General features: G+C 32.3%; 23 protein-coding genes. All 23 read right to left on the bottom strand.

Going from position 1 to position 22,529, the window contains the following annotated elements; translation table 11 throughout:
* Positions 1–4: 4 nt before the first annotated feature.
* Entirely contained in the window at positions 5–1,147 is a 1,143-nt protein-coding gene (wecB, locus tag ACO05K_RS18460) for a non-hydrolyzing UDP-N-acetylglucosamine 2-epimerase (RefSeq protein ID WP_421945882.1), read from the bottom strand.
* Between the two features lie 20 nt (positions 1,148–1,167).
* Positions 1,168–2,289, bottom strand: a complete 1,122-nt coding sequence (locus ACO05K_RS18455) for an NAD-dependent epimerase/dehydratase family protein (protein ID WP_421945881.1) — start codon at positions 2,287–2,289, stop codon at positions 1,168–1,170.
* 11 nt (positions 2,290–2,300) lie between these two features.
* Positions 2,301–2,723, bottom strand: coding sequence for a WxcM-like domain-containing protein (locus ACO05K_RS18450; protein ID WP_421945880.1), 423 nt, complete (start codon positions 2,721–2,723; stop codon positions 2,301–2,303).
* Positions 2,723–3,760 (bottom strand): polysaccharide biosynthesis protein, encoded by a 1,038-nt coding sequence (locus ACO05K_RS18445; protein WP_421945879.1) that lies wholly within the window; start codon positions 3,758–3,760, stop codon positions 2,723–2,725. Before ACO05K_RS18445 ends, ACO05K_RS18450 begins: the two co-directional genes overlap by 1 nt.
* A gap of 11 nt (positions 3,761–3,771) precedes the next feature.
* Positions 3,772–4,548: an AglZ/HisF2 family acetamidino modification protein gene (locus tag ACO05K_RS18440; protein ID WP_421945878.1), complete on the bottom strand. Its 777-nt coding sequence runs from the start codon at positions 4,546–4,548 to the stop codon at positions 3,772–3,774.
* A 3-nt stretch (positions 4,549–4,551) separates the two neighbouring features.
* Positions 4,552–5,166: an imidazole glycerol phosphate synthase subunit HisH gene (gene hisH, locus ACO05K_RS18435; protein ID WP_421945877.1), complete on the bottom strand. Its 615-nt coding sequence runs from the start codon at positions 5,164–5,166 to the stop codon at positions 4,552–4,554.
* Positions 5,163–6,305 carry an N-acetyl sugar amidotransferase gene (locus ACO05K_RS18430; RefSeq protein ID WP_421945876.1) on the bottom strand — a complete coding sequence of 381 codons (1,143 nt, stop codon included), beginning with the start codon at positions 6,303–6,305 and terminating at the stop codon, positions 5,163–5,165. The genes hisH and ACO05K_RS18430 overlap by 4 nt, the downstream gene beginning before the upstream one ends.
* A gap of 47 nt (positions 6,306–6,352) precedes the next feature.
* Positions 6,353–7,084, bottom strand: a complete 732-nt coding sequence (locus tag ACO05K_RS18425; protein ID WP_421945875.1) for a glycosyltransferase — start codon at positions 7,082–7,084, stop codon at positions 6,353–6,355.
* Between the two features lie 4 nt (positions 7,085–7,088).
* Positions 7,089–7,967: a rhamnosyltransferase gene (locus ACO05K_RS18420; RefSeq protein ID WP_421945874.1), complete on the bottom strand. Its 879-nt coding sequence runs from the start codon at positions 7,965–7,967 to the stop codon at positions 7,089–7,091.
* 3 nt (positions 7,968–7,970) lie between these two features.
* Positions 7,971–9,134: an O-antigen polymerase gene (locus tag ACO05K_RS18415; protein WP_421945873.1), complete on the bottom strand. Its 1,164-nt coding sequence runs from the start codon at positions 9,132–9,134 to the stop codon at positions 7,971–7,973.
* 62 nt (positions 9,135–9,196) lie between these two features.
* Positions 9,197–10,177 carry a hypothetical protein gene (locus ACO05K_RS18410; protein ID WP_421945872.1) on the bottom strand — a complete coding sequence of 327 codons (981 nt, stop codon included), beginning with the start codon at positions 10,175–10,177 and terminating at the stop codon, positions 9,197–9,199.
* Entirely contained in the window at positions 10,177–11,316 is a 1,140-nt protein-coding gene (locus ACO05K_RS18405; protein ID WP_421945871.1) for an NAD-dependent epimerase/dehydratase family protein, read from the bottom strand. The genes ACO05K_RS18410 and ACO05K_RS18405 overlap by 1 nt, the downstream gene beginning before the upstream one ends.
* Before the next feature lie 6 nt (positions 11,317–11,322).
* The gene (locus tag ACO05K_RS18400) at positions 11,323–11,898 is read right to left on the bottom strand and encodes an acyltransferase (RefSeq protein WP_421945870.1); all 576 of its coding nucleotides are present in this window, start codon (positions 11,896–11,898) and stop codon (positions 11,323–11,325) included.
* Positions 11,899–11,923: 25 nt separating this feature from the next.
* Complete coding sequence (locus tag ACO05K_RS18395) at positions 11,924–13,297, bottom strand: hypothetical protein (RefSeq protein WP_421945869.1); 1,374 nt, start codon at positions 13,295–13,297, stop codon at positions 11,924–11,926.
* Positions 13,298–13,328: 31 nt separating this feature from the next.
* Entirely contained in the window at positions 13,329–14,762 is a 1,434-nt protein-coding gene (locus tag ACO05K_RS18390; RefSeq protein WP_421945868.1) for a lipopolysaccharide biosynthesis protein, read from the bottom strand.
* Positions 14,763–14,783: 21 nt separating this feature from the next.
* Positions 14,784–15,740 carry a TIGR00180 family glycosyltransferase gene (locus tag ACO05K_RS18385; RefSeq protein ID WP_421945867.1) on the bottom strand — a complete coding sequence of 319 codons (957 nt, stop codon included), beginning with the start codon at positions 15,738–15,740 and terminating at the stop codon, positions 14,784–14,786.
* Positions 15,741–15,854: 114 nt separating this feature from the next.
* A complete protein-coding gene (locus tag ACO05K_RS18380) occupies positions 15,855–16,913 on the bottom strand; it encodes an acyltransferase family protein (protein ID WP_421945866.1) in 1,059 nt (352 codons plus the stop codon).
* A 16-nt stretch (positions 16,914–16,929) separates the two neighbouring features.
* Positions 16,930–18,231, bottom strand: a complete 1,302-nt coding sequence (locus tag ACO05K_RS18375) for a protoporphyrinogen/coproporphyrinogen oxidase (RefSeq protein WP_421945865.1) — start codon at positions 18,229–18,231, stop codon at positions 16,930–16,932.
* Positions 18,228–18,755, bottom strand: a complete 528-nt coding sequence (locus tag ACO05K_RS18370; protein ID WP_421945864.1) for a dTDP-4-dehydrorhamnose 3,5-epimerase family protein — start codon at positions 18,753–18,755, stop codon at positions 18,228–18,230. Before ACO05K_RS18370 ends, ACO05K_RS18375 begins: the two co-directional genes overlap by 4 nt.
* 18 nt (positions 18,756–18,773) lie before the next feature.
* Complete coding sequence (locus ACO05K_RS18365) at positions 18,774–19,658, bottom strand: NAD-dependent epimerase/dehydratase family protein (RefSeq protein WP_421945863.1); 885 nt, start codon at positions 19,656–19,658, stop codon at positions 18,774–18,776.
* An 11-nt stretch (positions 19,659–19,669) separates the two neighbouring features.
* Positions 19,670–20,758, bottom strand: coding sequence for a CDP-glucose 4,6-dehydratase (gene rfbG, locus ACO05K_RS18360; protein ID WP_421945862.1), 1,089 nt, complete (start codon positions 20,756–20,758; stop codon positions 19,670–19,672).
* Positions 20,752–21,528 (bottom strand): glucose-1-phosphate cytidylyltransferase, encoded by a 777-nt coding sequence (gene rfbF, locus ACO05K_RS18355; protein ID WP_421945861.1) that lies wholly within the window; start codon positions 21,526–21,528, stop codon positions 20,752–20,754. Before rfbF ends, rfbG begins: the two co-directional genes overlap by 7 nt.
* A gap of 49 nt (positions 21,529–21,577) precedes the next feature.
* Positions 21,578–22,528: a Gfo/Idh/MocA family protein gene (locus ACO05K_RS18350; RefSeq protein WP_421945860.1), complete on the bottom strand. Its 951-nt coding sequence runs from the start codon at positions 22,526–22,528 to the stop codon at positions 21,578–21,580.
* Position 22,529: the final 1 nt, after the last annotated feature.

The raw sequence follows: 22,529 nt of genomic DNA, 5'->3' as shown, positions 1-22,529 counted from the left end.
TTTTTTAATTCTGTTCCGACCAAACCACTCGTTTAATATAATCTACATAACTGATAATAATTCTCACAACTTTCTCAGAAACATTTGGCATAGAATAATCAGCAACTTTCCTAAAGTTTCTGTCTACCCCACGTTTTTGATATTGTAATTGAACCAACGCTTGCATAATGCGTTCTTTGTTCATGCCAACCATCATTACAGATGTTTCCTCCATTGCTTCAGGTCTTTCATGTGCATCTCTTAAATTTAATGCAGGAAAATTTAGTGTGGAGGATTCTTCGGAGATAGTTCCACTATCTGACAAAACTGCGTATGAATGCATCTGTAATGCATTATAGTCGTTAAAGCCCATTGGTTTTAAGAATTGAACTTCAGGTTTCATCTCAACTTTTTTGGCATTTATCATATTTTGTGTACGTGGATGAGTACTTACAATAATAGGATAACCATATTTTTCAGCTATTAAATTTAAACTCTCCATTAAGCCGAGAAAATTCCTTTCGTTACTAATGTTCTCCTCACGATGTGAAGAAACCACGAAATATTTATGCTTTTCTAATGATAACTTTTCTAAAATATTAGAATTTTCAATAGATTCTGCATAATGAGTGAGTACTTCAAACATGGGCGAACCAGTTTTGATAATTCTATCTGCTGGTAAACCTTCTCTCAACAAATACTCTCTGGCAATATCGCTGTATGTAAGGTTGATATCAGATACATGATCTACAATCTTTCTGTTGGTCTCTTCTGGAACACGTTGGTCAAAACATCGGTTTCCGGCTTCCATATGAAAGATGGGAATATGTCTTTTCTTGGCGGGTATAGCACACAAGCAACTATTTGTATCACCTAATACTAAAAAAGCATCAGGTTTCTCACTTTCTAATAATGGGTCAATCTTAATTAAGATTTGACCTACGGTTTCGGTAGCTGTTTTACCAGCTGCATTTAAAAAGAAATCAGGTTTACGAATAGCCAAATCATCAAAAAATATTTGATTTAATTCATAATCATAATTCTGACCAGTATGTACAATGACATGCTCAATTGCATCAGAATTATCTAAGGCTGCCATTACTCTAGCCAACCGTATAATTTCTGGTCTGGTACCAACAACTGTCATTACTTTTAATCTCGCTTTCATCAATCGTATTCCTTTATAATTTAAACTTCTTCAAAATAGGTATCGGCATCTGCCGGATCATAAAATTCATTAATCCAAAAATTGGTGTAGAGTTCCTCTTCTCCTATATTTTTAATGTTATGTGTATACCAGATCGGCATATCTACATAAGATGGTTCATTTCCATCCAAATAAAAATCTAAAACCTCATTTGTGCCTATTCTTCTTAATTGGATTAATGCCTTCCCCTTTATTACAGCAAACCTTTCAATCTTTCTAGTATGGTAGTGATTACCTCTTGTTATCCCTGGAATGGTTGTAGAAAAAGAGACCTGACCACCAATGCTTAATCGAATAACTTCTACAAATGAACCTCTCGGGTCAGTATGTTGTACAAATTGAACCGGATTGTGATTCTTGATATCAATATAACATCTAAAAGTATTAAACAGATTTAATTCAAATTTAGAATTCAATTGAGGGATAATTCCACCTAAAAAATATTGTTGTTTGTAGCTTTCTAGCAGAGTCAATATTTCCGAAACTTTATTAACGGAAGTATGAGGTATTACGAAAAGTGGATTGCTTTTTTTGCTTCTTATCTCGTTCAAAATAACTTCTACTAATTCTCCAACATAAATTAATTTCACCTCTCCGTCAACCTCAATTTTTGGTTGTTCACTATGTGTAAGCTGGTGCGAGAAGGTAGCAATAAATGAGTTATAGTATGGATGACCAAATGGACCGAAAACATTAGGAATAACTAAACCTGTAAATACACCGCCCGCTTTCGAGGCCCAATTAACCAACAATTCACGTCCTTCCTTCTTGCTTCTCCCATAAAGATTATCTCTTTCTTCTTGTGATGATGAAGAAAACAAAACATGAGCTTTACTATTTGATTTTTCAAGTGCGGCAATTAATTGTTTTACCAGATTAATGTTTGTTGAATAGAGTACTTCAGCATCATTATGCCTATTCATTGCTGCCAGGTGAACAATTACATCACATTGACTAACAAATTCTTCTAATTTTTCTTGATCTTTGAAATAATCAATATGATACGGAATTCTTTCAAATTCTTCTGGAAATAAGCCAATTGTATTATACAAGTGCTGTCCTACAAACCCCTCCTGTCCGGTAATGCCTATTTTAACTTTCATTCTAACTTTATCTAATTGAAGTAATCCGATGGGAATAAATAATCATCGTTTTTAGCATGTTCGATTGGATAATCTGCAAAAACTATCATTTCGGAATTTTCTTCCATTGCTTGTAAACTACTTGCATAGCCAACTGGAATATGAAATACAGAAATATCAGTTGCCTTTAAAATGAATTTATGTTGATCAAGGTTTGAAGAGGGGTTTCCCCAGTTATCAATTTTAACAAGCTTAACCATAAAAGTGCCATTAAAAACATGAAACCATCTTTGTTCTATTTTATGAGCCCTCCAACCGCGAATTGTTTCAGTATCAAAATGTTTGATCCGATAAAATCGCTTAACCTGAGACATGTCAAATTCGTTTACAAATGTAACTTCACCCCGAGCATCAACATGATGTCCTCCTGATATGACTTTAACTTTCTGTAGCATTATCCAGCGTATTGGACAGCGGTTAAATCGCCAAAAACTTCTTTTTTTATTAGAGGCAATCCAGATAATAACTTCTTCATACCCTCAACGTTCTGCTGTTCTGTATTATGAGAATGGTAATCTTCAGCAGTCGCAATCTCCTCCTCTCCTTCAGAAAAATATTGAGCATAATTTAAATCCCGGTTATCGGCGGGAATGCGATAAAATTCACCCATATCCTCAGCTTTAGTCATTTCTTCACGGGTACAAAGGGTTTCGTAAAGTTTCTCTCCATGTCTTGTACCGATGATTTTAATCTCATTATCAGCCTTACACAATTCCTTTAATGCTTGAGCTAAATCACGAATGGTTCCAGCTGGTGCCTTATTTACAAAAAGATCGCCAGGGTTAGCATGTTCAAATGCAAACAACACCAAATCAACGGCATCTTCTAATGACATTAAAAAACGTGTCATGTTAGGATCTGTGATGGTTAATGGTTGGCCTGATTGAATTTGTTTTAAAAACAATGGTATTACCGATCCCCTTGACGCCATTACATTTCCATAGCGTGTTAAACATACAGTAGTTTCATTCGAATCTCTAGAAGCTGCAATAGCCACCTTTTCCATCAGAGCTTTAGAAATGCCCATTGCATTTATAGGATAAGCGGCTTTATCTGTACTTAAACAAATCACCTTTTTAACCTTATTGGCAATAGCTGCAGAAATCACATTCTGAGTACCGAATACATTTGTTTTGGTAGCTTCTATCGGAAAAAATTCGCACGAGGGTACTTGTTTTAATGCAGCAGCATGAAAAACATAGTCTACGCCGTGCATGGCTCTTTCCACGCTTTGCAAATCTCTTACATCACCTATATAGAATTTCAATTTATCATTTTTCAATGTATTTCGCATGTCATCTTGTTTTTTCTCATCACGAGAAAAAATACGAATTTCACTAAAATGATCTGTTTGTAAAAAGCGGTTTAGCACAGCGGAACCGAATGAGCCGGTACCACCTGTGATTAAAAGAGTTTTATTTTTGATTTGCATTATATATTTTTTTAACCTGTATGGTTTTTATGTATCAATTCGTCTTTCTCACTTCTTTTGGGATAATTTATGAGTACTGCTTTGTAAATTCCTTTAAATACAAAAAGACTTCCAGCAGCAACACCAATAACTCCATGTTTATTAATTACTTTACCAATGTCGTCCAAAGATCCCGCACCTCCTAAAACTGTCATTGGTAACGATATTTTCTCCCTAATTTTATCGATTAGGTTCATATCATACCCTTTCATTACCCCATCTTGATCAATAGAATTAATAATAATTTCGCCAGCCCCAAGCCTTTCTGCCTCTTCAACAAATTTAAACGGATTTATACCTGTGCTTTTCTTTCCGTTATGCGTATATACTTCATATCCTCCAAGCAACTTCTTTTTTACATCAAGCACAACTATAACACTTTGATTACCAACACGTGAAGCAATTTCAGCTATAAGTTCTGGTTTTTGAATGACAGCACTACTCAGTGCTATTTTCTCTATACCAAGTCCGAATATTCTTTGTGCTTGCTCTACTGTATTAACACCACCTCCATAACATAAAGGCATTCTACTTTGAGTAGCTAATTTCTCAATAAGTACATAATCGGGTTCTTTATTTAGTACTGTTGCATCTATATCGAAAACAGCTAATTCATCAACCTCTTTCTCGTTAAAAATCTTAACTGCATTAATCGGGTCACCAACATATTTTGCATTTTTAAAATTTACAGTTTTAACCAGCCCATTATCGTGAATTAGTAGGCTTGGTATAATTCTTGGTCTTAACATATACTAAATTTTCGCAAAATTGTGGAGCAAAGTTTCACCATAATGATGGCTTTTTTCCGGATGGAACTGTATTCCGTAAATATTATTATGGTTTACGGAACTGGTAAAATTAATACCATAATCAGATTTGGCAATGCTATCTGCTTCGTTATTACAATAAAAATAAAAGCTGTGAAGAAAATAAAAAAGGGCATCCTGCTCCAAGCCTCGAAATAAAGGATGACCTTCAATCGGACTAACATCATTCCAACCCATATGAGGTAGTTTTGTAATATATTTTATGGTGGATTCATCGAATTTCTTAACATGAGCATCTATCCACTTCAAACCCTCCAAATCGCCTTCATCGCTACCATTAGCCATCATTTGCATGCCCACGCAAATGCCTATTACAGGTTTTTTCTCTTCTAGCACGAGTACATCTAATCTTTCTCTCATACCAGAATTATTTAACTGTGTCATTGCGTAATCAAATGAGCCAACTCCAGGCAAAATTAATTTTTCTGCACCTTCCAAGTCTATTGCTGTTTTTGCAATCTTAGTTGGAATATTTAGTCTCTTATATACATTTTGAAAAGCATAAATATTACCTACACCGTAGTCGATTATAGTTATCATCTAAATAATCTTTTTTCCAAACCTATTTTCATCATCACCTTAGAACCGGCTTTGATGATATTCATTTTATTTTTATAATCTTTATACGTTTTGTTAGGTCCGTCAAATATACTTTGCAGTTCTGTCCTAGTCAAATCAAGCTTATCAGCAACATAATCAAACTCCTTCTGTAAAAATTCTTCAGATAATTCTGGTTTTGATATTCGCTCCAAAGCCTCATCTCTCGTCATTTGACCAGTTAAAATTAAGCTTGAGAAATGAGCTCTCCTTTTCTCAAAGCCGAATTTTCTTGGTAACCAGTAATCCTCATAAAATCGTGTAAATCTTGATTCATGGTGCTTGTGCTGAAAACTTTCCCAACCATACTTTTCAAACAGAAATTTCTCAACATCTGCTTTAATGTATGGTACTAAATTTAATGGTTTAAAAACTTTCATTCCAAGTACGTAGCGGTAATATATTTTATAACTTAAAATATCTACCAATGGGAATGTTTTTAAAGGTCTTTTACCAAATTTGGAATGAATATCTTTCACAAGTCTGGTATCAATGCCCGGGAAACCGCCCCATTCTTCTGGTTCACGACAGCATTCCGTAGAAAAATTACCACCAGTTAGCACATACTTTATTTTGTTTTTTTTTGCAAACTTATACAAGCCTGAAAAAAATGCGTAATCCTGAGGTAAATCCTGATCTGCAATTTGAGACTTAAGGAATGCTACTTGCAAATCTTTCATCTCCTGCCAGTTAATTACATCTGTGTATAAATCTAAATCTAATCCATTAACTAACTTTTCAATATTTCCAACCGCCCTGTCTGTATTCCATCCAGCATCAACATGAAAAATCAAAGGCCTTAAACCCATAATCTCCTTAGCAACATAAGCTGCATATGAACTGTCAAGTCCACCACTTAAACCAATAATACAATCAAAATCTCTCCCTTTACCATCTGCTTTAATTTTATCAGCCTCTTTCATCAGTTCAGCATGACCACGTTCATCAGTATGCCAATTAGGCAAAATTGTTTCTATATAATTGGTGTAATAGTCGCTTTCGCCCTTGTCATTAAAAATGATTGTAGGATCGGAAGTGTCCATTATAGTTTTGGTGCAAATTTGGTAGTTTCTCAAGCTCATATTTTATATTGCAATTGCGAAAAGCAATCTATTTAATTATTTAAAATCTATTTCTGTTTTTTTATCCTACTTGTAATTTCAAAATAGCTTCTTGCAAAAATTAATCTTGAATATAACTTTTCTTTTAATGTTCTACTTAAAACGCTAGCGTTATTACCATGAATTCGTCGAAATAATGTTTGCGTATCAATGTGAAGATTAGATTTTAAAAGATTTCCAGCCATGGCAATCCACAGATCATGAGACTCTACATAATCTGGTATAGGCAAGATAATTTGATTCAACTCCTTCCGATATGCCATCGCACAACCATAATAATTAGTTTTACCTGCAAAAATAGCCAAAATATTTTTATTAAATCGGCTCGAATCTTCAGACTTAACACCATCTAGATAAAAATCTTTGGGAGCACCTTTTTCATCAATGAATGCTGAATTTGAGCTAAGCATTAATTTACCAGATTCTAAAAGGGCTGTCTTCATTAAATCCAACCTTCCTTTTACCCACAAATCATCTTGGTCTGACATGAAAACCAATTCATTATTTGCTAATGAAATTGCTTTACCAAATGAATAAACATGGCTTCGATTGATTTTATTTTTAAAAATTTTAATACGAGAATCTTTGTAGCCTTCTAATATTTCAATAGAAGAATCACTTGAACAATCGTCAACAATTATCACTTCATCGTCTAGAGAAATTTGGGCTAGAATAGAGTCAATTTGCTCTTTTAGATATTTTTCTCCATTATAGGTTGCTATGCAAACACTTACTTTCAATATATTATAAATTAGCTTTTTTACCTTTTTTCCCTTTTAAACCATCCCTAATAGCAATAATGTAACTTCTGAAATATTCCAATTTGTTCGCGACATAGAACATAAACACAAATTGATGTACCATAGCTGCCAAAATTTCCTTTAGCGCCAAATTAGTAGGAACATGTGCCTTGCGCAAAAGTAAGAAAGGATTTCGTAGTTTATAATAACTTCTAAGAGAACTGTGAATAAAGCCACGGATAACCCCGAGATTTATTGACTTCTCTCCAATTGCATGTATCATTGTTGCTTGTGGGACAATATATATTGGAACATCATTCTTCTTGCATCTAATTGTCCATTCAATGTCAACAAAATCGATAAAGAAATCTTCGTCCATCAAACCTACTTTTAAAAAAACCGCTTTTGTGGCAGCTGAACCCGATGAAATAATAACATCAACTTCATAAGGTGCCAATCGATTTTCACTATAAACCTTATCTAATAAATTAAACCGGTTGAATTTAAATGATGGGTATTCAAAACCTTGTTGTTCATCGTAAAAAACTGGAGCTACAACCATTGGACTACCATCAACTATTGGAGATAAGAGATTTGAAATAAAGTCTTCTTTTATGGTAGAATCCTGATCAAAAAACACAATAATATCTGCTCCATTTGTTACCGCATAATTTATACCAATATTTTGAGCACGTGCTATTCCTTGGTTAGAATTGAGTTCGATAACAAAGGTATTCGTTAAAGTAATGGTTTCTTTTAATGAATTTTGCTCGGTATTTTCAACCAATACCACACTTAAACCGCTATTTTCTAATTGATTACATAAATTAATCAATTGATAAATTTTAGGATTGTAAGCTACAATTATGGCGAAAACTTTCATTGGTTAAATTATCTTTAATATAACTTGATTTTTCTGTTGTCTTAAAATTTTAGACCAGTACCACAAAACGACGATTAAACCATAGGAATTGAACATTGTCGGATTAGTAAAAGAATTTATGAGGTAAAGCACAAATACACATGTAAAACACTTATTTTCAGAAAAATATGATTTTAAATTTTTACTTGGAAATAAAATAGCGGTATATAATAGCATAGTAAAAATAAATCCAAAATATCTCAGCATATCAAATGGTGTTACTTCAGTTTCTGCTTTTATCCCATTCGCACCTTTTGTAAAATAGTATGCTCCCAATCCATCACCTAAAAAAAAATTTTGAAAATTTAGGTTATCAAAAAATGAGGTAATATGACCAATTTTGATACTATTTGATTCTTCATTAGAGCTGAAGGCATTTGTAGTCACTAGTAAATAACTAAAAACAGATACTACAAGTGGGATACTCACTGTAAGTAAAATCAGTTTTGAAGTTAATTTTAAGTTTAAAAAGTAAATTAAGAATATACCTAAAATACAGATTACCCATAATCCTCTTGAAGTACTTATAAAAGTCGCAGGTAGAATAAAAATCATTGCCAGTATATTAGATAGCTTCTTGGTTTTCAAGTAAGTATAGAAGAATAAGCAAAGTGGTAGATATAAAAAGGGAACTGTACCAAAATGAAAACTTAGCGTGGCTTCTTCAGTAAACCCTCGTAATCCACTGGACCCGCCGCCATAGTTTTTGAATATATCATAGGCAATCATAGAAATTGGATTACCTGCGAATGTTACAACAAGTAAAAAAAATAGCCCAGTAAACGCTACCAAGACAAGTCCAGATATTTTTACGATTCGATCCATATCTATATCATATTTACTTATAGGATAGATGAGAAATAGAACGGCAACAGAGAGCATCAACTGATTAGTTAATGGGCGGTATACATATCCAAAAAAAGAAAAAATAAAACCATATAGAAAAACTAAAAACACAACGAAAGGAGCAACAGTTAGCATCTTATTTGTGCCACTTAATTTATAAAACATTAGCCCAAAAATTACGAGAAAAAAAATTTTATTTAAAATAAATACTGGAAATATTAATGTTGATAAAAAGAACATTAATACCAGAAAAGAAAATATTTTTTTTAAACTCATTTCCATTAAAGAAGATTATTGGTTATATATGATTAGAGTGAAAATAAAGTTTAACTCTATTATAACATTTAGCTATTAACCATTCGTTCTAACCAATTTGTTATGTTATACCTTTCTTTTATTAAAGGTGGGACAGGCTCATAGGGAGTCGAAAAAAAAGATAATTCTAATTTCGGATTATTTCTATCTATTAACAATATATTTGAGGAATTATAAAAATCGTAATTAACAATATCAGCATTTGTGGTAATCATCTTCCTTCCCATCCCCAAAAGCTCAATTGACCTAATTGTCAAACCACTTTGTAAGTTGTGAGCAATATCTAAGGTAGCAATTGAATCAAGCACATTTTGACGGTTTTCCTTCGCAGAAATTGCCTTAAATATCAAAAATTTCTTATTGTTCTTTAATTCTCCGCCAAATATTTTATGCAACAAAAAGCTAAAATAACCTGTAAATAAAATTAGTTTATAACTAAGCTGATGTTCTTCACAAAAACTTTCGATGTTCATAATTAATTTTAAACGGTCTGAGTGATACCAGCCCAAATGATACAAGTCATTTATAGTATTTTTGCCATCTATACTCCCATGATACTCATCTCGATAAAACAATGGATTAAAATTTAATACATCATTTTTTAAACAATCAATTCTATCAAAAGAAAAAACCTTATCAAAATATTTAAACTTAGATTCAATATTAGAAATGCGTACAATAGAATCCCAAAGATACAAAATACTTTTAGCTGTTGGATTTTTTTCCTTTATGGCTCGAAGTGTCTTTTCAGAAAGATATTCCGATTTAATTACAAAAATAAGCGAATATTGTGTACCACTTTCTTTTACAATTCTATCATTAAAGCGTTTGATGATGCGTTCCAACTGATTTTGCATCTTAAATCTATTATAAAAGCGAAAAGCAAGGCTATCAGGAGGGACTTCACAAAAATAGTCAACATCAAAATTTAGTTTTTTAAACTCTTGAATAATTGACTCTTCATAATCGTAAAAACCAATCCCAATAAAAAGCACCTTTTTTGTAGCCATTACTTAAATAACCCCTTTTCTTTCATTTCTGCTATACTATCTTCATACTTGCTCTCGTTCACTTCCTGAGTAAGAACCCAGTCTGTAAAGTGCTTTAATCCTCTTTCGAAATTGTATTCAGGTACAAAACCCAAAAGTAAATTAATCTTGGTCATATCAGCGTAATTGTGCCTTATATCACCAAGTCGGTAATTTCCCGTCACAGCAATATTAACTGATCCACCATAATTATTGATAAGTTTACTCGCCACAGTTAATACATCAATTGGTTCTCCTGCACCAACATTGAATACTTGTCCATTTGCTTCTTCTTTTTCCAGTCCCAGAATAGTAGCGGCCACGACATCTTCAATAAATACAAAATCCCTGGTTTCTTTACCATCTTCAAAAATATTTATATCTTTTCCGTTTTTGATAAGAGTAGAAAAAATTGACAATATGCCTGTATATGGATTTGACAAAGATTGTCCTGGTCCATAAACATTCTGATATCTGAAAGCTACTGGTGCAATCCCAATGGTAGGGCAAACTGTCATAACCATCTGCTCCTGGTTTTGTTTTGTAATTCCATATACCGACGACGGGTGTATTTTAGAATCCTCATCGGTTGCAACTAATTTTAAGGGGGATGAAACACCCTTGAATTTAACTTCAAAATCGCCATTAGACATGTAGTCGTCTATCCTGTGTTCAGGATAGACATAAGTATTTAATTCGTCAGACCAATATCTACCCTCGCCATAAATAGACCTCGATGAAGCTATAACTACTTTTTTCACAGAATTAGGGTGGTTAGTTAGCAAGTCCAACATGAGCGCTGTACCGCCAATATTTACCGAGGTATACTTTTCAATTTCATACATAGATTGTCCTGTGCCCGTTTCAGCTGCATAGTGAACTATGGCATCCTGGTTTTCTATGGCCTTTATCCAGTCTTCAGTAGACGTTACAGTACCTTTTATAAATTTTACTTTACCTTTGATTTTTAAAAATAAAAAAGAATTATTTTCAGCATCTTCCCCATGAATCTGTGGTGATAAGGTATCTAGAACAGTTACGTTGTATCCTTTATCAATTAGTTTCAAAGCTAAATTAGAGCCTATAAAACCTGCTCCTCCAGTTATTAGTATATTTTTCATAATTTATTATAAAAATTTTCCCGTTTGGTCTGTTCTCTTCCATTGATTTGTTTCCAAGCAGTACCGTTTAATTATTTTTGCCGGCGCTCCTACAATCACTGCAAAATCAGAAAAATCGCCCGAAACAACACTATTCGCACCAATAACACAATGTTTCCCAATATAAGTTCCAGGTAGAATTACTACATTGTTGTAAATCTTACAGTCATCACCTATGTAAACAGGATTTGTAGTAAGAGGTTGTCTTTCTACAGGTAGGTCGATATTTTCATAAGGATGATTGATATCTGTAATAGTAACATTTGCCGCTATGGCCGTATTTTTTCCAATATAAATTTTGCGGCCACAAGTTAAGTGCAAATTCTGCTGAATTGTGCAACAATCATCTATACTTATCTCCGGTAAAAAAGAAACCCCCTCATAACTAAAAACACCTTCAATTCGTGAGTTTGGTTGAATATATACATTATTACCCACAGAAATACAAGACGGTGTTATGATTAAAGCTTTTTTCACGAAGGATTTTCTTCCCAAATGCTTAAACTTCCAAAAATTAAATAAATACCAGATTCTTAAATTCATCTTACTAAACCTATAACAAATTACTCTAATTAACAATTTTCTCTGATAAGAATCGCTTAAAGGCTGTTACGTCAAAATCTTTAAAAAAGAATTGCTCATTTACATTCTTCTCAACGAATGGTTGATTAATCGCATTAATAATTTCTTCTACCGTATCTACTAGATAGACATTAGGATTATGAAATAATGAGCGATGCCCTTCATAAGATTGCTTTTTGTATATGATTCCTTTTTTCCTTAAATGTAATGCTTCGTATATAGTCGTTGATTGAATAACTAAAATTGCCACCGATTCCAGTAACAATTGCTCCATATTCTTCTCCGAAGTGATAACTTGTATATTTTTGAAAGAAGATAGTTCTGCAATATAGTATTCCCTCTCAACAAACTGATTGGGGTGCAATTTAAAATAGATTGGTATTTTACTGTTTTTTTCTGCAAGTTCTGTAACAATTTTTTTTAAATTTTCGCCATAAATATTGGCACTAGCAACTACTAAACCATTCTTTTGTAGTACTTCATCGTTGATGATAACGTTAGTAGGATTATATAAATAGGAATTTCCAATGGTTATTATTCTTTTCACGGGATAATTTGCCTTATCATTCCAATAACTAGAATACGTAAAAAAATAGGTTGGCAAATATATTTGTCCAGTTTTATATTCGATATCTTTACTGTAATGATATGCAGGATTTCCTTCATCAATTACACAATGCTGAACTTCAACAACAGGAACTTTACATTTTTCTGCGGCAGAAAATAAGCCTTTTTGGATGCCATTTTGATTAACAAAACAAATTTTGGGCTTCTTAATTTTGAATATAAAATTATAAAACAATAAATCAGTTTTATAATTTACAACCATTTCATTGATTTTTTCATTGGTAAAATTACAGTGTTCAAACTCCTTATGGATAGAAATAAGTATTTGACTATAATCGTGACGTTTAACGAATTTTGATAGAAACGATTTAATATGTATGCTTGGGTCAAAAAGAGTATTTTTTCTGTAATGCCAAGTAGAGCTATTTATCTGGAATTTTTCAAATAAAATCGATTTTTCTTTGCAAATATTTAAAATGTCACCCAAATTTCTATCAAAAAAACCATCATCTCCAATTTTATTTCTCGATGATGTGAGGAATAGAAATTCGCATTTTGTAAATATCAAAAAATAAATGAACGATAAAATTTGTTTTAAAATTCGAGTTGCTCTTGTAAATTGTGATTCTTTTTTATTTGTTTTAATAATATCTGGTTTTATATTTCGTAATATATCAAGATATAGTTCATATCTGATAATATCCCAGAAGTGTACGCCCCCAATTTCCTTATCAAAACAATTATGACGTTTTTCGAAATCTAGAAAAATTTGAGGATTAAATTTGTTATTCACAATTAGTTATTTGTATGTTAAAATTATAAACTTAAGAACGTTTTAAGATTTTATTAGCGAATAACAATATCTCGTTTCTCTCGTCCCACAGAATTATTACAGTTAACATACAAAAACAAAGTCCTTTTATCAATATTGCTCCAAAAATAGATTCGATTCCCATGATAAGATATAATAGTATATAAAATGGTGCAGCAATGATCAGCGGAAATAGTAGTTTTCTTAGTGGAGTTGTATGAAGTTTTACAAAATAATTATTAAGAAACCAAGCTAGTACAACCATAATAATATAAGAAATTACAAATGAGATTGCAGCTCCAAGCTGTCCGAAAGATTTAACAAAAAAAACATTCAGTAGCACATTGCTTACACCACTTGTTAGAATTGTTAGAGTCATATATTGTGTTTTCCTTGTGTATCCAAAATTCCTGACGTAAGCAAAAGAAAGCTGAGAAAAAATATAACCTATTGTAAAGATAGGGATCAGGTATAAAGCTCCTGAGAATTCTTCTTTAGCAAGGAGCAGACCAAGTTCCTTACCAAATGAAGCTACTCCAAAAGCAACAAGAATAGTAATTTTAAAAATTTTAATAAAATCACTATCTAATTGCTTATAATTTTTGGAGTTCATATACTCAAAATAGTAAGGATTCCAAGCTTGATGAGTAACAATAACTACAATATTTACAATACTGCTCACTGAAAGAGCTAAATTATAAAACCCTGCTTCACTCATACCTTGAGAGCTCCCGATTGCAATTTTCCCAAATTGCTCTATGATAACACCACTTAGCGCATACGGAATTAGGGGCACCGAAAATGTAAATATGTATTTGATATAAGATTTATCAAACGATAAAACAAAATAAGGCTTAATCAATCTGATCCAAAAGAAAAGCATTATAAATCCGGTTGCTATCTGCCCCCAGATCTGTCCATAATACTTCTCTGTTTTCATGAAAAGAAGAAAGGTAACGGAGAGTGCAAAACCAAGAAATACATTTATTACAGAATACACTGCAATCTCTTTACTTTTCTTAAGTGGATTATAAATTTGCTCAAAAGTCAATCCTACAATGGAGATTAAGGAAAATGGAATAAATAGATATACAACATTTTTGTTAAGACCAACCAGATTGCCAAAATCCTCAGCAAAATAAATAAGTAGAATGGAATTAAATATAAAAAAGCCTAATGCTAATATAGATGAAGTTCCTACGAATCTTTTAAAATCCATTTCGCTTTTTTGATCAAAAAAATATCTGCTTACTGACCGGTCTGTACTGAAAGCAATTAGACTTACCAATAAGCCAGATACTCCCATAAATATACTTACAATGCCATAGTCTTGAGTTGATAATAACCGAGTATAAATTGGTATTGAAATAAAGGCTAAAGATCTAGTCGCTAAACTTGCAACAAGATAATTCCCTCCATGCTTTAAAAAGCCTGTAAAATTGGCCATATATTATTTTTTAAAACTATTTTACTTATTCACGTTATCTTTGTACAATAATAGTTTTATCGGATCAAGTAATCCATAATTTTGGTCATCCAAAATAAATTTATCTGCTGATGTCTTGAAACTTGTTCCTTTCCTAATCCATCTTTTAATAAATTTGGGAATCATTTTACTTATAGTATCTCTCAAAGAAACTACTTCTTTAACATGCCCACTTAAGTAACTTTGCATTACAATATCAGCATGACCTAAAAATGTTTGATCATCTATTGATTCTTTAAACTTTTGATAATCACCTTTAATTTCCGCAATTTCCATACTCAATATAGATGCATGTCGAGTTCCCCAGTGCTCCTTAGTACTTACCTCTCTAATTCCCCAAATTTCTTTTGGAAACTTTATGGCCCCCTCGTAACATGCACAAGCTCCAATCGTTAATTCTATATAATTATCATTATGGAATTTTGCTTGATTAATAATTCTGAATGCTTTTTCAAGAATTACTTTATCATACATCGCCCACAAAATCATATAATAATTTTCAAAAAAAACTTTTGCATTTTTTTCAGAACCTAAATCGATATCTTCTGGAAACTTTTGTCCATTAGGGAAAAAATTACCATCGAAATCTTCATTAAAGTAGACATATTTGCCAACAATTGTTTTGTAGGTTTTATTACTTTCAAGGAAATCAACACCGCGATATAACGAATTAATTAGTATAAAATCATCATCAGGACATAGCGCTACAAAATTAGTCTTTATTTGTGCTAACACAATTAAAAGTTTTTCTGCAAATTTTTGATTTGGTAAGTGTAGATATTTAATATTATGATACTTTTCGATTTCATGTTCATCAAATGCTTCAATACTAGAGTCACAGTAAATCACTTCTGCATCCAAATCTCTGAAATACATCATCGAACGCCTTAAATAATGATGTCTGTTGTGCGTTGGTATTATTAATGTGAAATTTTTCATTCCCTATTCTATTTATGACTCGATTCAATTTAAAAATATTTGACCCGCTATTAATAAAAATCTTCTCAAAGAATTTAGTTACCTTATCTAGTGACGAAATCAAGTATCGTAACTTTATTTAGTTTCGCTTTTTTTGAAAAGCGAATTAGTTAGGTTCTTACCCAATTTTATAAATCTTGTTTCAAAGAAGTTATATAAAAAAACTGCTAATGCAACTGTCAGGGTCGAAACAAGCACAAAATTCAAATACACATTAGTAAGTGATAATGAGCTAACACCAGTATACACTATTGGATGCAATAAGTAAACGCCATAGGTAGCAATTCCTAAGGTTTCCAAACTAATGCTTAACATCTTTGGTAATTTCATTTCCATTTTATAAAAACAAAGAACTACAACAAAAGATAGAATCACAAAAACTAATCTATTTACACCTACTATGACTTTAATTAAATCGTCCTTTATTGGAAGAAAAGCAAAGACAAGACAAGCGATTACTAATATGATGATATTGATTCCATTTTTAATTTTAAAATCTTTTAAGTTATAATACATTCCAATTCCCATAACGTAAAGGAATAGATTATTTAAAGGATTCACATAAATCCTCCATTGATCTGATAGCGTTGAGTTTGCATTTATAATATAAAAGGCAAAATACAGTCCGATTAATAAACTTATTAGGAAAATAAGGTTTCCGAGCCATTTTCTCAAATTGTAACAATAAATTAAAAATGGTGTTAATGCATAAAAAACCATTTCACTTCCAATTGACCAAGAACCCGAGGCAATACCTTGAGTTGGTACTAAGAAGCCAAATAAGGTTGTAAAATTTAAGAATAATAGTTTCCAACTAAAATAGATTCCATTGGTATATTGTTGTATTATAACAATTATAATAACAAGCCAAAGTAACGGCCATATCCTAAAAATTCTTCGAATAAAGAAATCGGCAGCTGTTTGGCTATTTTTTATAAACGAATTATAAACAATAGCCATACTTAATCCTGACAATATAAAAAATATGGAAACTCCATAAACGCCTATTCTTCCTAATGCAGTAGATGCATCCAAAGGTTCAAGAAACCACCGGTTCATATGATGAAACATAATAGATAAAGCCATTAATCCTCTTAGCCAATCTAATGGTTCAATCCTTTGTTGTACTTTCATTTTACTTTTACTTAACTTAAGATATGGGCTTCTTATTTATTTTTTCTAGTAATTTAATTGCTCCATTTTTGCCACTCAATAAGCTTTGGTCACTCCAAAAATATTCCCATTCGCCAAATCGTCCCACAGAAATTATATTGTTCTTTTCTAAAAAATCTAAAACTATTTTTCTGTTTTCGTAGATATGATGATCAAAGATAACATTTGCATATTTTTCACTTCTAATGTCTTTTACAACTAAATCTTCTTCATTAAACAAGCCTATTCCTATAAATTTATTAATAGTATGTTCTAATATTTCAGCATCGCTAAGATCAAGCTTTTGTCCCTTGTTAAAATAAATTTCTGCCTGAATCGAACTGCAGCCTTCTGGCACATTATCTGGCGATTTCATACTCGGAGAGTACACCCTTGCTGACAAAATATCTTTATCATAAATATAGAACCACAATTTATCAGCTAGATCTGGTTTATTAAAACCTAATGAAACTAAATAACCCGAAGTATAATTCAATTTTTCTGAAGCGGCTATAACATGACTTGGAACATCGTTGATCAGTTTACAAATTTCAGTCAAAGGCAAACTAGAAATTAAATTATCAAACTCATATGTGATATCGTCTGATAGTGTTATTGTTTTATTCGATAGATTTATTTTATTAACACCGGAATTAGTTCGTATATCAAGATTTTTAACCATCGGCATCATAAAGGATTTATACCCACCTTTCGTAGGGTAGCGCATTTCCTTAGCGTAGTAAGTATTTGGGGTTTCAGAACTTACTATGCCTTGTTCAACTTCTTCTAAAGTAGGCTTATACATCCTATTGCCTACCCATTTTGTTTCTAAATCTTTGGCCTCAACTGTCCAATATTTTTCGGTGTAAACCATGGGGAAATTTTCGGCAAAATAGTTGCCATACTGAACTCTCAGCCATTCTTCATAATTTGCAATTTCAGAAATATCTTTATCCTTACGACTTTTAAAATCAGCGAGTATCTTTTCTTTTTCCTCTTTTTCTAGTTGAAATAAGTTATTTTGAGCTGGGTGTTTTAACCAATGTCCTTTATAAAAATTTTGAGACACAGGGTCATGAGATATAAATTCTGTTTGATAAAAAATATCATTAACATATTTGTCGCTTGCAAACGAAAGGTGTACAAATTTATCAAATCTGAATCCTTCAATTTCGAAGTTGTCAAGTAATCCTCCCCAATCATTATTTTTTTCAAAAATAACCGATTTTATATCATTTCTATTCAATTCGTACGCTGCTGCAATTCCAGCAATGCCTGCTCCTAAAACTATATTTTTCATTGAAAATCTTTAAACTCAATCAAATTAAGGTCTTTATCTGAGAGAATTGGATTATCAATTTTCCAATCATATCCGAAACTATCCCATTTTATTCCTAAATCATACTCTGCCGAATGCACTTTAGTTGCACAATACATAGTTATTGTATTATCTTCCAAAACTTTATACCCATGCGCACAGCCCTTTGGTATATATAATGCTTTAGGGGTTTTATCATTTAATTCCATCTCGAAATACTGACCAAATGTTTCGGATTCGGGTCTAAGATCTAGAATTATATCCATAACAGAACCATTTATAACAGAAACTAGTTTTTCGCATGCCATTTCTTTAATCTGTAAATGCATTGCTCTAATTACATTTTTTTTTGATTTAGTAAACCATGTTTCTTTAAAATCAAGGTTAACATCTAATTCACTGTACTTATCAAAATTAAAAGGTTTTATCAATTCTCCTCTCAGATCTTCAAATCTAAGTGCGTCAATTACATAGAGACCTGCTATTTTAGTTCCTGTTATTTTCATGTTTTCTTTTCTATATTATTAGGAAATGTCTTTATACTCTGCAAATTTCAATTTAAGGCCTTCTAGCAAAGATATATTTGGTTTCCAGCCTAAAACATTTTGAATTTTCCCAATAGGGGCACAAGCATAAAAGGTGTCTCTTTCTCTTGGTGGATGCGCTCCCCAGTTGATATTCATTTTCTTATTAGTCAATTTTTCAATTAATGTCGAAACTTCTCGCAGTGTATAAGTTTTACCTGTTCCAAGATATAGAACATCATTATTCTTAACATCAGAAATTTTATCAACTAATCTCAAAAAGAATTCTACTACATCGTTGATATGAATAAAATCTAAGTTTTGTATCCCTTGAGAAGTATCTGTAGGTTTTTCAGCATCAAGTGATTCGAATAATATGTCCATTATTTTCTTCTGCCTGTCCACACCTCCATATATAGAGTAAGGCACAACATGAACATATTTAAATCCTTTTAATTCTGAATAATATTTTAAAACTGATTTAAATGCAGTTTTGGTAGCTGCATATAGATATGTTGGATTTAAATCTCCATCATTAAAATGATATTCGGCAAAGGTGCCAACATTAATGAAATGCTTAATTGACGTATTTTTTAATGCGTATAACAGTCTGTTGCCAAATATGATATTTGCATCTACTAATTTATCGAATTCTTCCAGTTCAGCTTTGGAAGTTACATATGATGCTAAATGAATAACTATATCTGGATTAGCGCTTATTAAATTAACTTCTAAGTCGGCGTCGTCATTTATGACCTCTACTTCCTTAGGAAGTTTTGCATTTCCCCTAACAATAGCAAATAATTTATGGTTTGTAGACTTTAAAAATAAAGAAATCAGATTTCTTCCTACATATCCGGTAGCTCCTGTAATTATTAAATTCATATAATCTTTATTTATGACAAAAAACTCTTCACCTGTTCGGTTGTGAAATCTAAAATCCCATCTCTATTATCATTAAACACTCTATACCAATCCATAGTCATACTTACTGCTAATTTAGCATTCATTTTAGGTTGCCATTTTAACTCATCTATGGCTTTACTAATATCTAATTTTAATAATCCAGCTTCATGAGGCTGTCCTTTTATTTCTTCAACAATGTACTTACCTTTCCCCCAACTTTCAATTGCCAATGCCAACATTTCTTCAACCGATAATGCGTCTGACAATTGTGGCCCAAAGTTATATGCCGAACTAAATTTTAGCGGATTTGAGTATAAATTTTCTCCCAATATTAAGTATCCAACAACTGGTTCTAAAACATGTTGCCAAGGCCTAACCGATCGAGGATTTCTAATTGTTACTGGACTTTCAACAGCAAATGCCTTCGCTATATCTGGGATAAGTCTATCTTTAGACCAGTCGCCACCACCAATAACATTTCCTGCTCTGCCTACCGCAATAGCTTTTTGATGTTGGTTATAAGTTTTTACGTTAAAAAATGAATTGCGGTAAGAATCGATTACCAATTCGGCACAAGCCTTACTTGCACTATAGGGATCGTAGCCTCCTAGTCTATCATTTTCTCTGTAAGGATAAATCCATTCGTTATTGTGATATACTTTATCAGTAGTAATTAAAATAACGCTACATGGTTTTTCAAGTAAATTAACTGCATCTAAAACGTTAGCGGTGCCAATTACATTCACCTCAAAAGTTTCTGCAGGGATTTGGTATGACAAACGCACCAATGGTTGAGCTGCCAAATGAAAAACAAAATCAGGCTGAAATAAACTGAGTTCTTTTTGTAATCGTTTTTTATCCCTTAAATCTGCAATAACAGAATTACAAATTTTTTCTCCGTCAATTAAATAAAATAAGTCATTCTTGGTTTGGGGAGCAAGTGCATAACCCTTTACTTCGGCACCCAAATAGGTCAAAACTTTTAACATCCAGGCACCTTTAAATCCTGTTTGCCCAGTTAAAAATACCTTTTTCCCTTGGTATATACTCTTTAGCCTATAATACAGAGAATCTACCATGTTTTCCATTTTGCATTATCAGAACTCCACATTTGTTCTAATTCGACTCTATCTCTCAAGGCATCCATGCATTTCCAAAAACCATTATGTCTATATGCGGCAAGCTGTTGATCTTTTGCAATCGCACCTAATGGCTCCTTTTCCCACTGAATATCTTCAACATCGCCCTCCAAATATTTAAAAATTCCTGGCTCTAAAACAAAAAAACCACCATTGATCCACATTCCATCACCAGCTGGTTTTTCTACAAAGCTTTCGACTTCGCCTTGTGGTTTTATTTCTAAGTTTCCAAATCGTCCAGGTACTTGTACACTTGTTAATGTTGCTAGCCTACCGTGTGTTTTATGAAAATCTAAAAGTGCGGTTATGTCTACATTAGAAACCCCATCACCATAAGTTAGCATAAAAGTTTCACCCTTTACATATTTTTCAATACGTTTTAATCTTCCTGCTGTATTGGTATAAAGGCCTGTATCAATTAATGTAACCTTAAATGATTCTGTTTCTGAGAAATGAACGTTGATATTATTATTTGCCAGCTCAATAGTTACATCAGAATTATGTAAATAATAATTGTAAAAATATTCCTTGATATAAGTTGCCTTATATCCTAAACAGATTACAAATTCATTGTGACCATGTTGTTCATACATTTTTAAAATGTGCCATAAAATAGGTTTCCCCCCTATTTCCACCATAGGTTTAGGTCTCGCTTCAGTTTCCTCCATCAATCGGGTTCCAAAGCCTCCCGCAAAAATTACTACCTTCATAATTTATATCTTAATCTTAATGATTTTAACTCATAGCCTTAACTTACTCCTAATCTAAAATTTTCGTGTAGATATTTTCAGCATTTATAATTTGTTCTGATAAATTACAAAGTTGAGTATCATTTTCATTAGAAAAAAAAGCTTTAACTTGATTAAATAAACCTGGCTTAAATTTTATATCAAGCTCATCATCAAATTTATGTTCTACTAAAGCAACACTACCCTTTTCTTGTATACTAATTCCCTCAATAGGTTTCAAGTAAACTCTTCTTTTCTCTGTATACAGCTCAATTGCCCATCTTCCTGCACTTTCCCAATTGGACAAATAACTAAATAGAACACCTTTTTCCGTAATTCCTGCACCAGTAAAATTAGTCTTGGCATGCCACCTTAAAGTTCCTCCTTTGGAATAAGTATTCCATTCTATTGGCTTTCCAGCTAGATAGAAGGCAAGATCTACAACATGAGTGGAATTGGCGAAAAACCAGTTTTCTTTTACGCCAGCAGCTTTTGTTAATGGTTCAATTTTATGCGCCCACTCGGTAAACTCGAAATGCATGGATTGCAAGCCTCCATCTTCCTCAATTATTTTTCTTGTCTCTACAACTGAGGCATAAAACCTTCTATTATAAGCTACAAAAACTTTATCTAGATAAGTTTTCAAAAAGGATTGGTTATCTAATAATTCTTTCACACTTAATGCGGCGGGCTTCTCGATTAATACTTTGCTTACTCCTGCCGCTAAAACAATCTTCAAAATATGCATCAGTGTTTCCGTACCAGTAGCGATAATTACACTGCAATCATTACCTATATCGTTATTTGCTAAATAAGTGTCAATACCACCAACAAAGGGTTTTACACCAAGTAATGCTTCAAATTTTTCTGATGAGGCAAGTCCTCTACCAATTACCTGATAAAATCTACCTTGTGCATCAAGAACTTTTGCGTAATCTTGAGCCATTGGCCCAGTACCAATTAAAAGTATATTTTCTTTCATT

Source organism: Pedobacter sp. (genome assembly GCF_965227205.1).
GTDB lineage: Bacteria > Bacteroidota > Bacteroidia > Sphingobacteriales > Sphingobacteriaceae > Pedobacter.
Note: the sequence above shows the minus strand (reverse complement) of the source record. Positions and strands in the feature narration are given on the sequence as shown.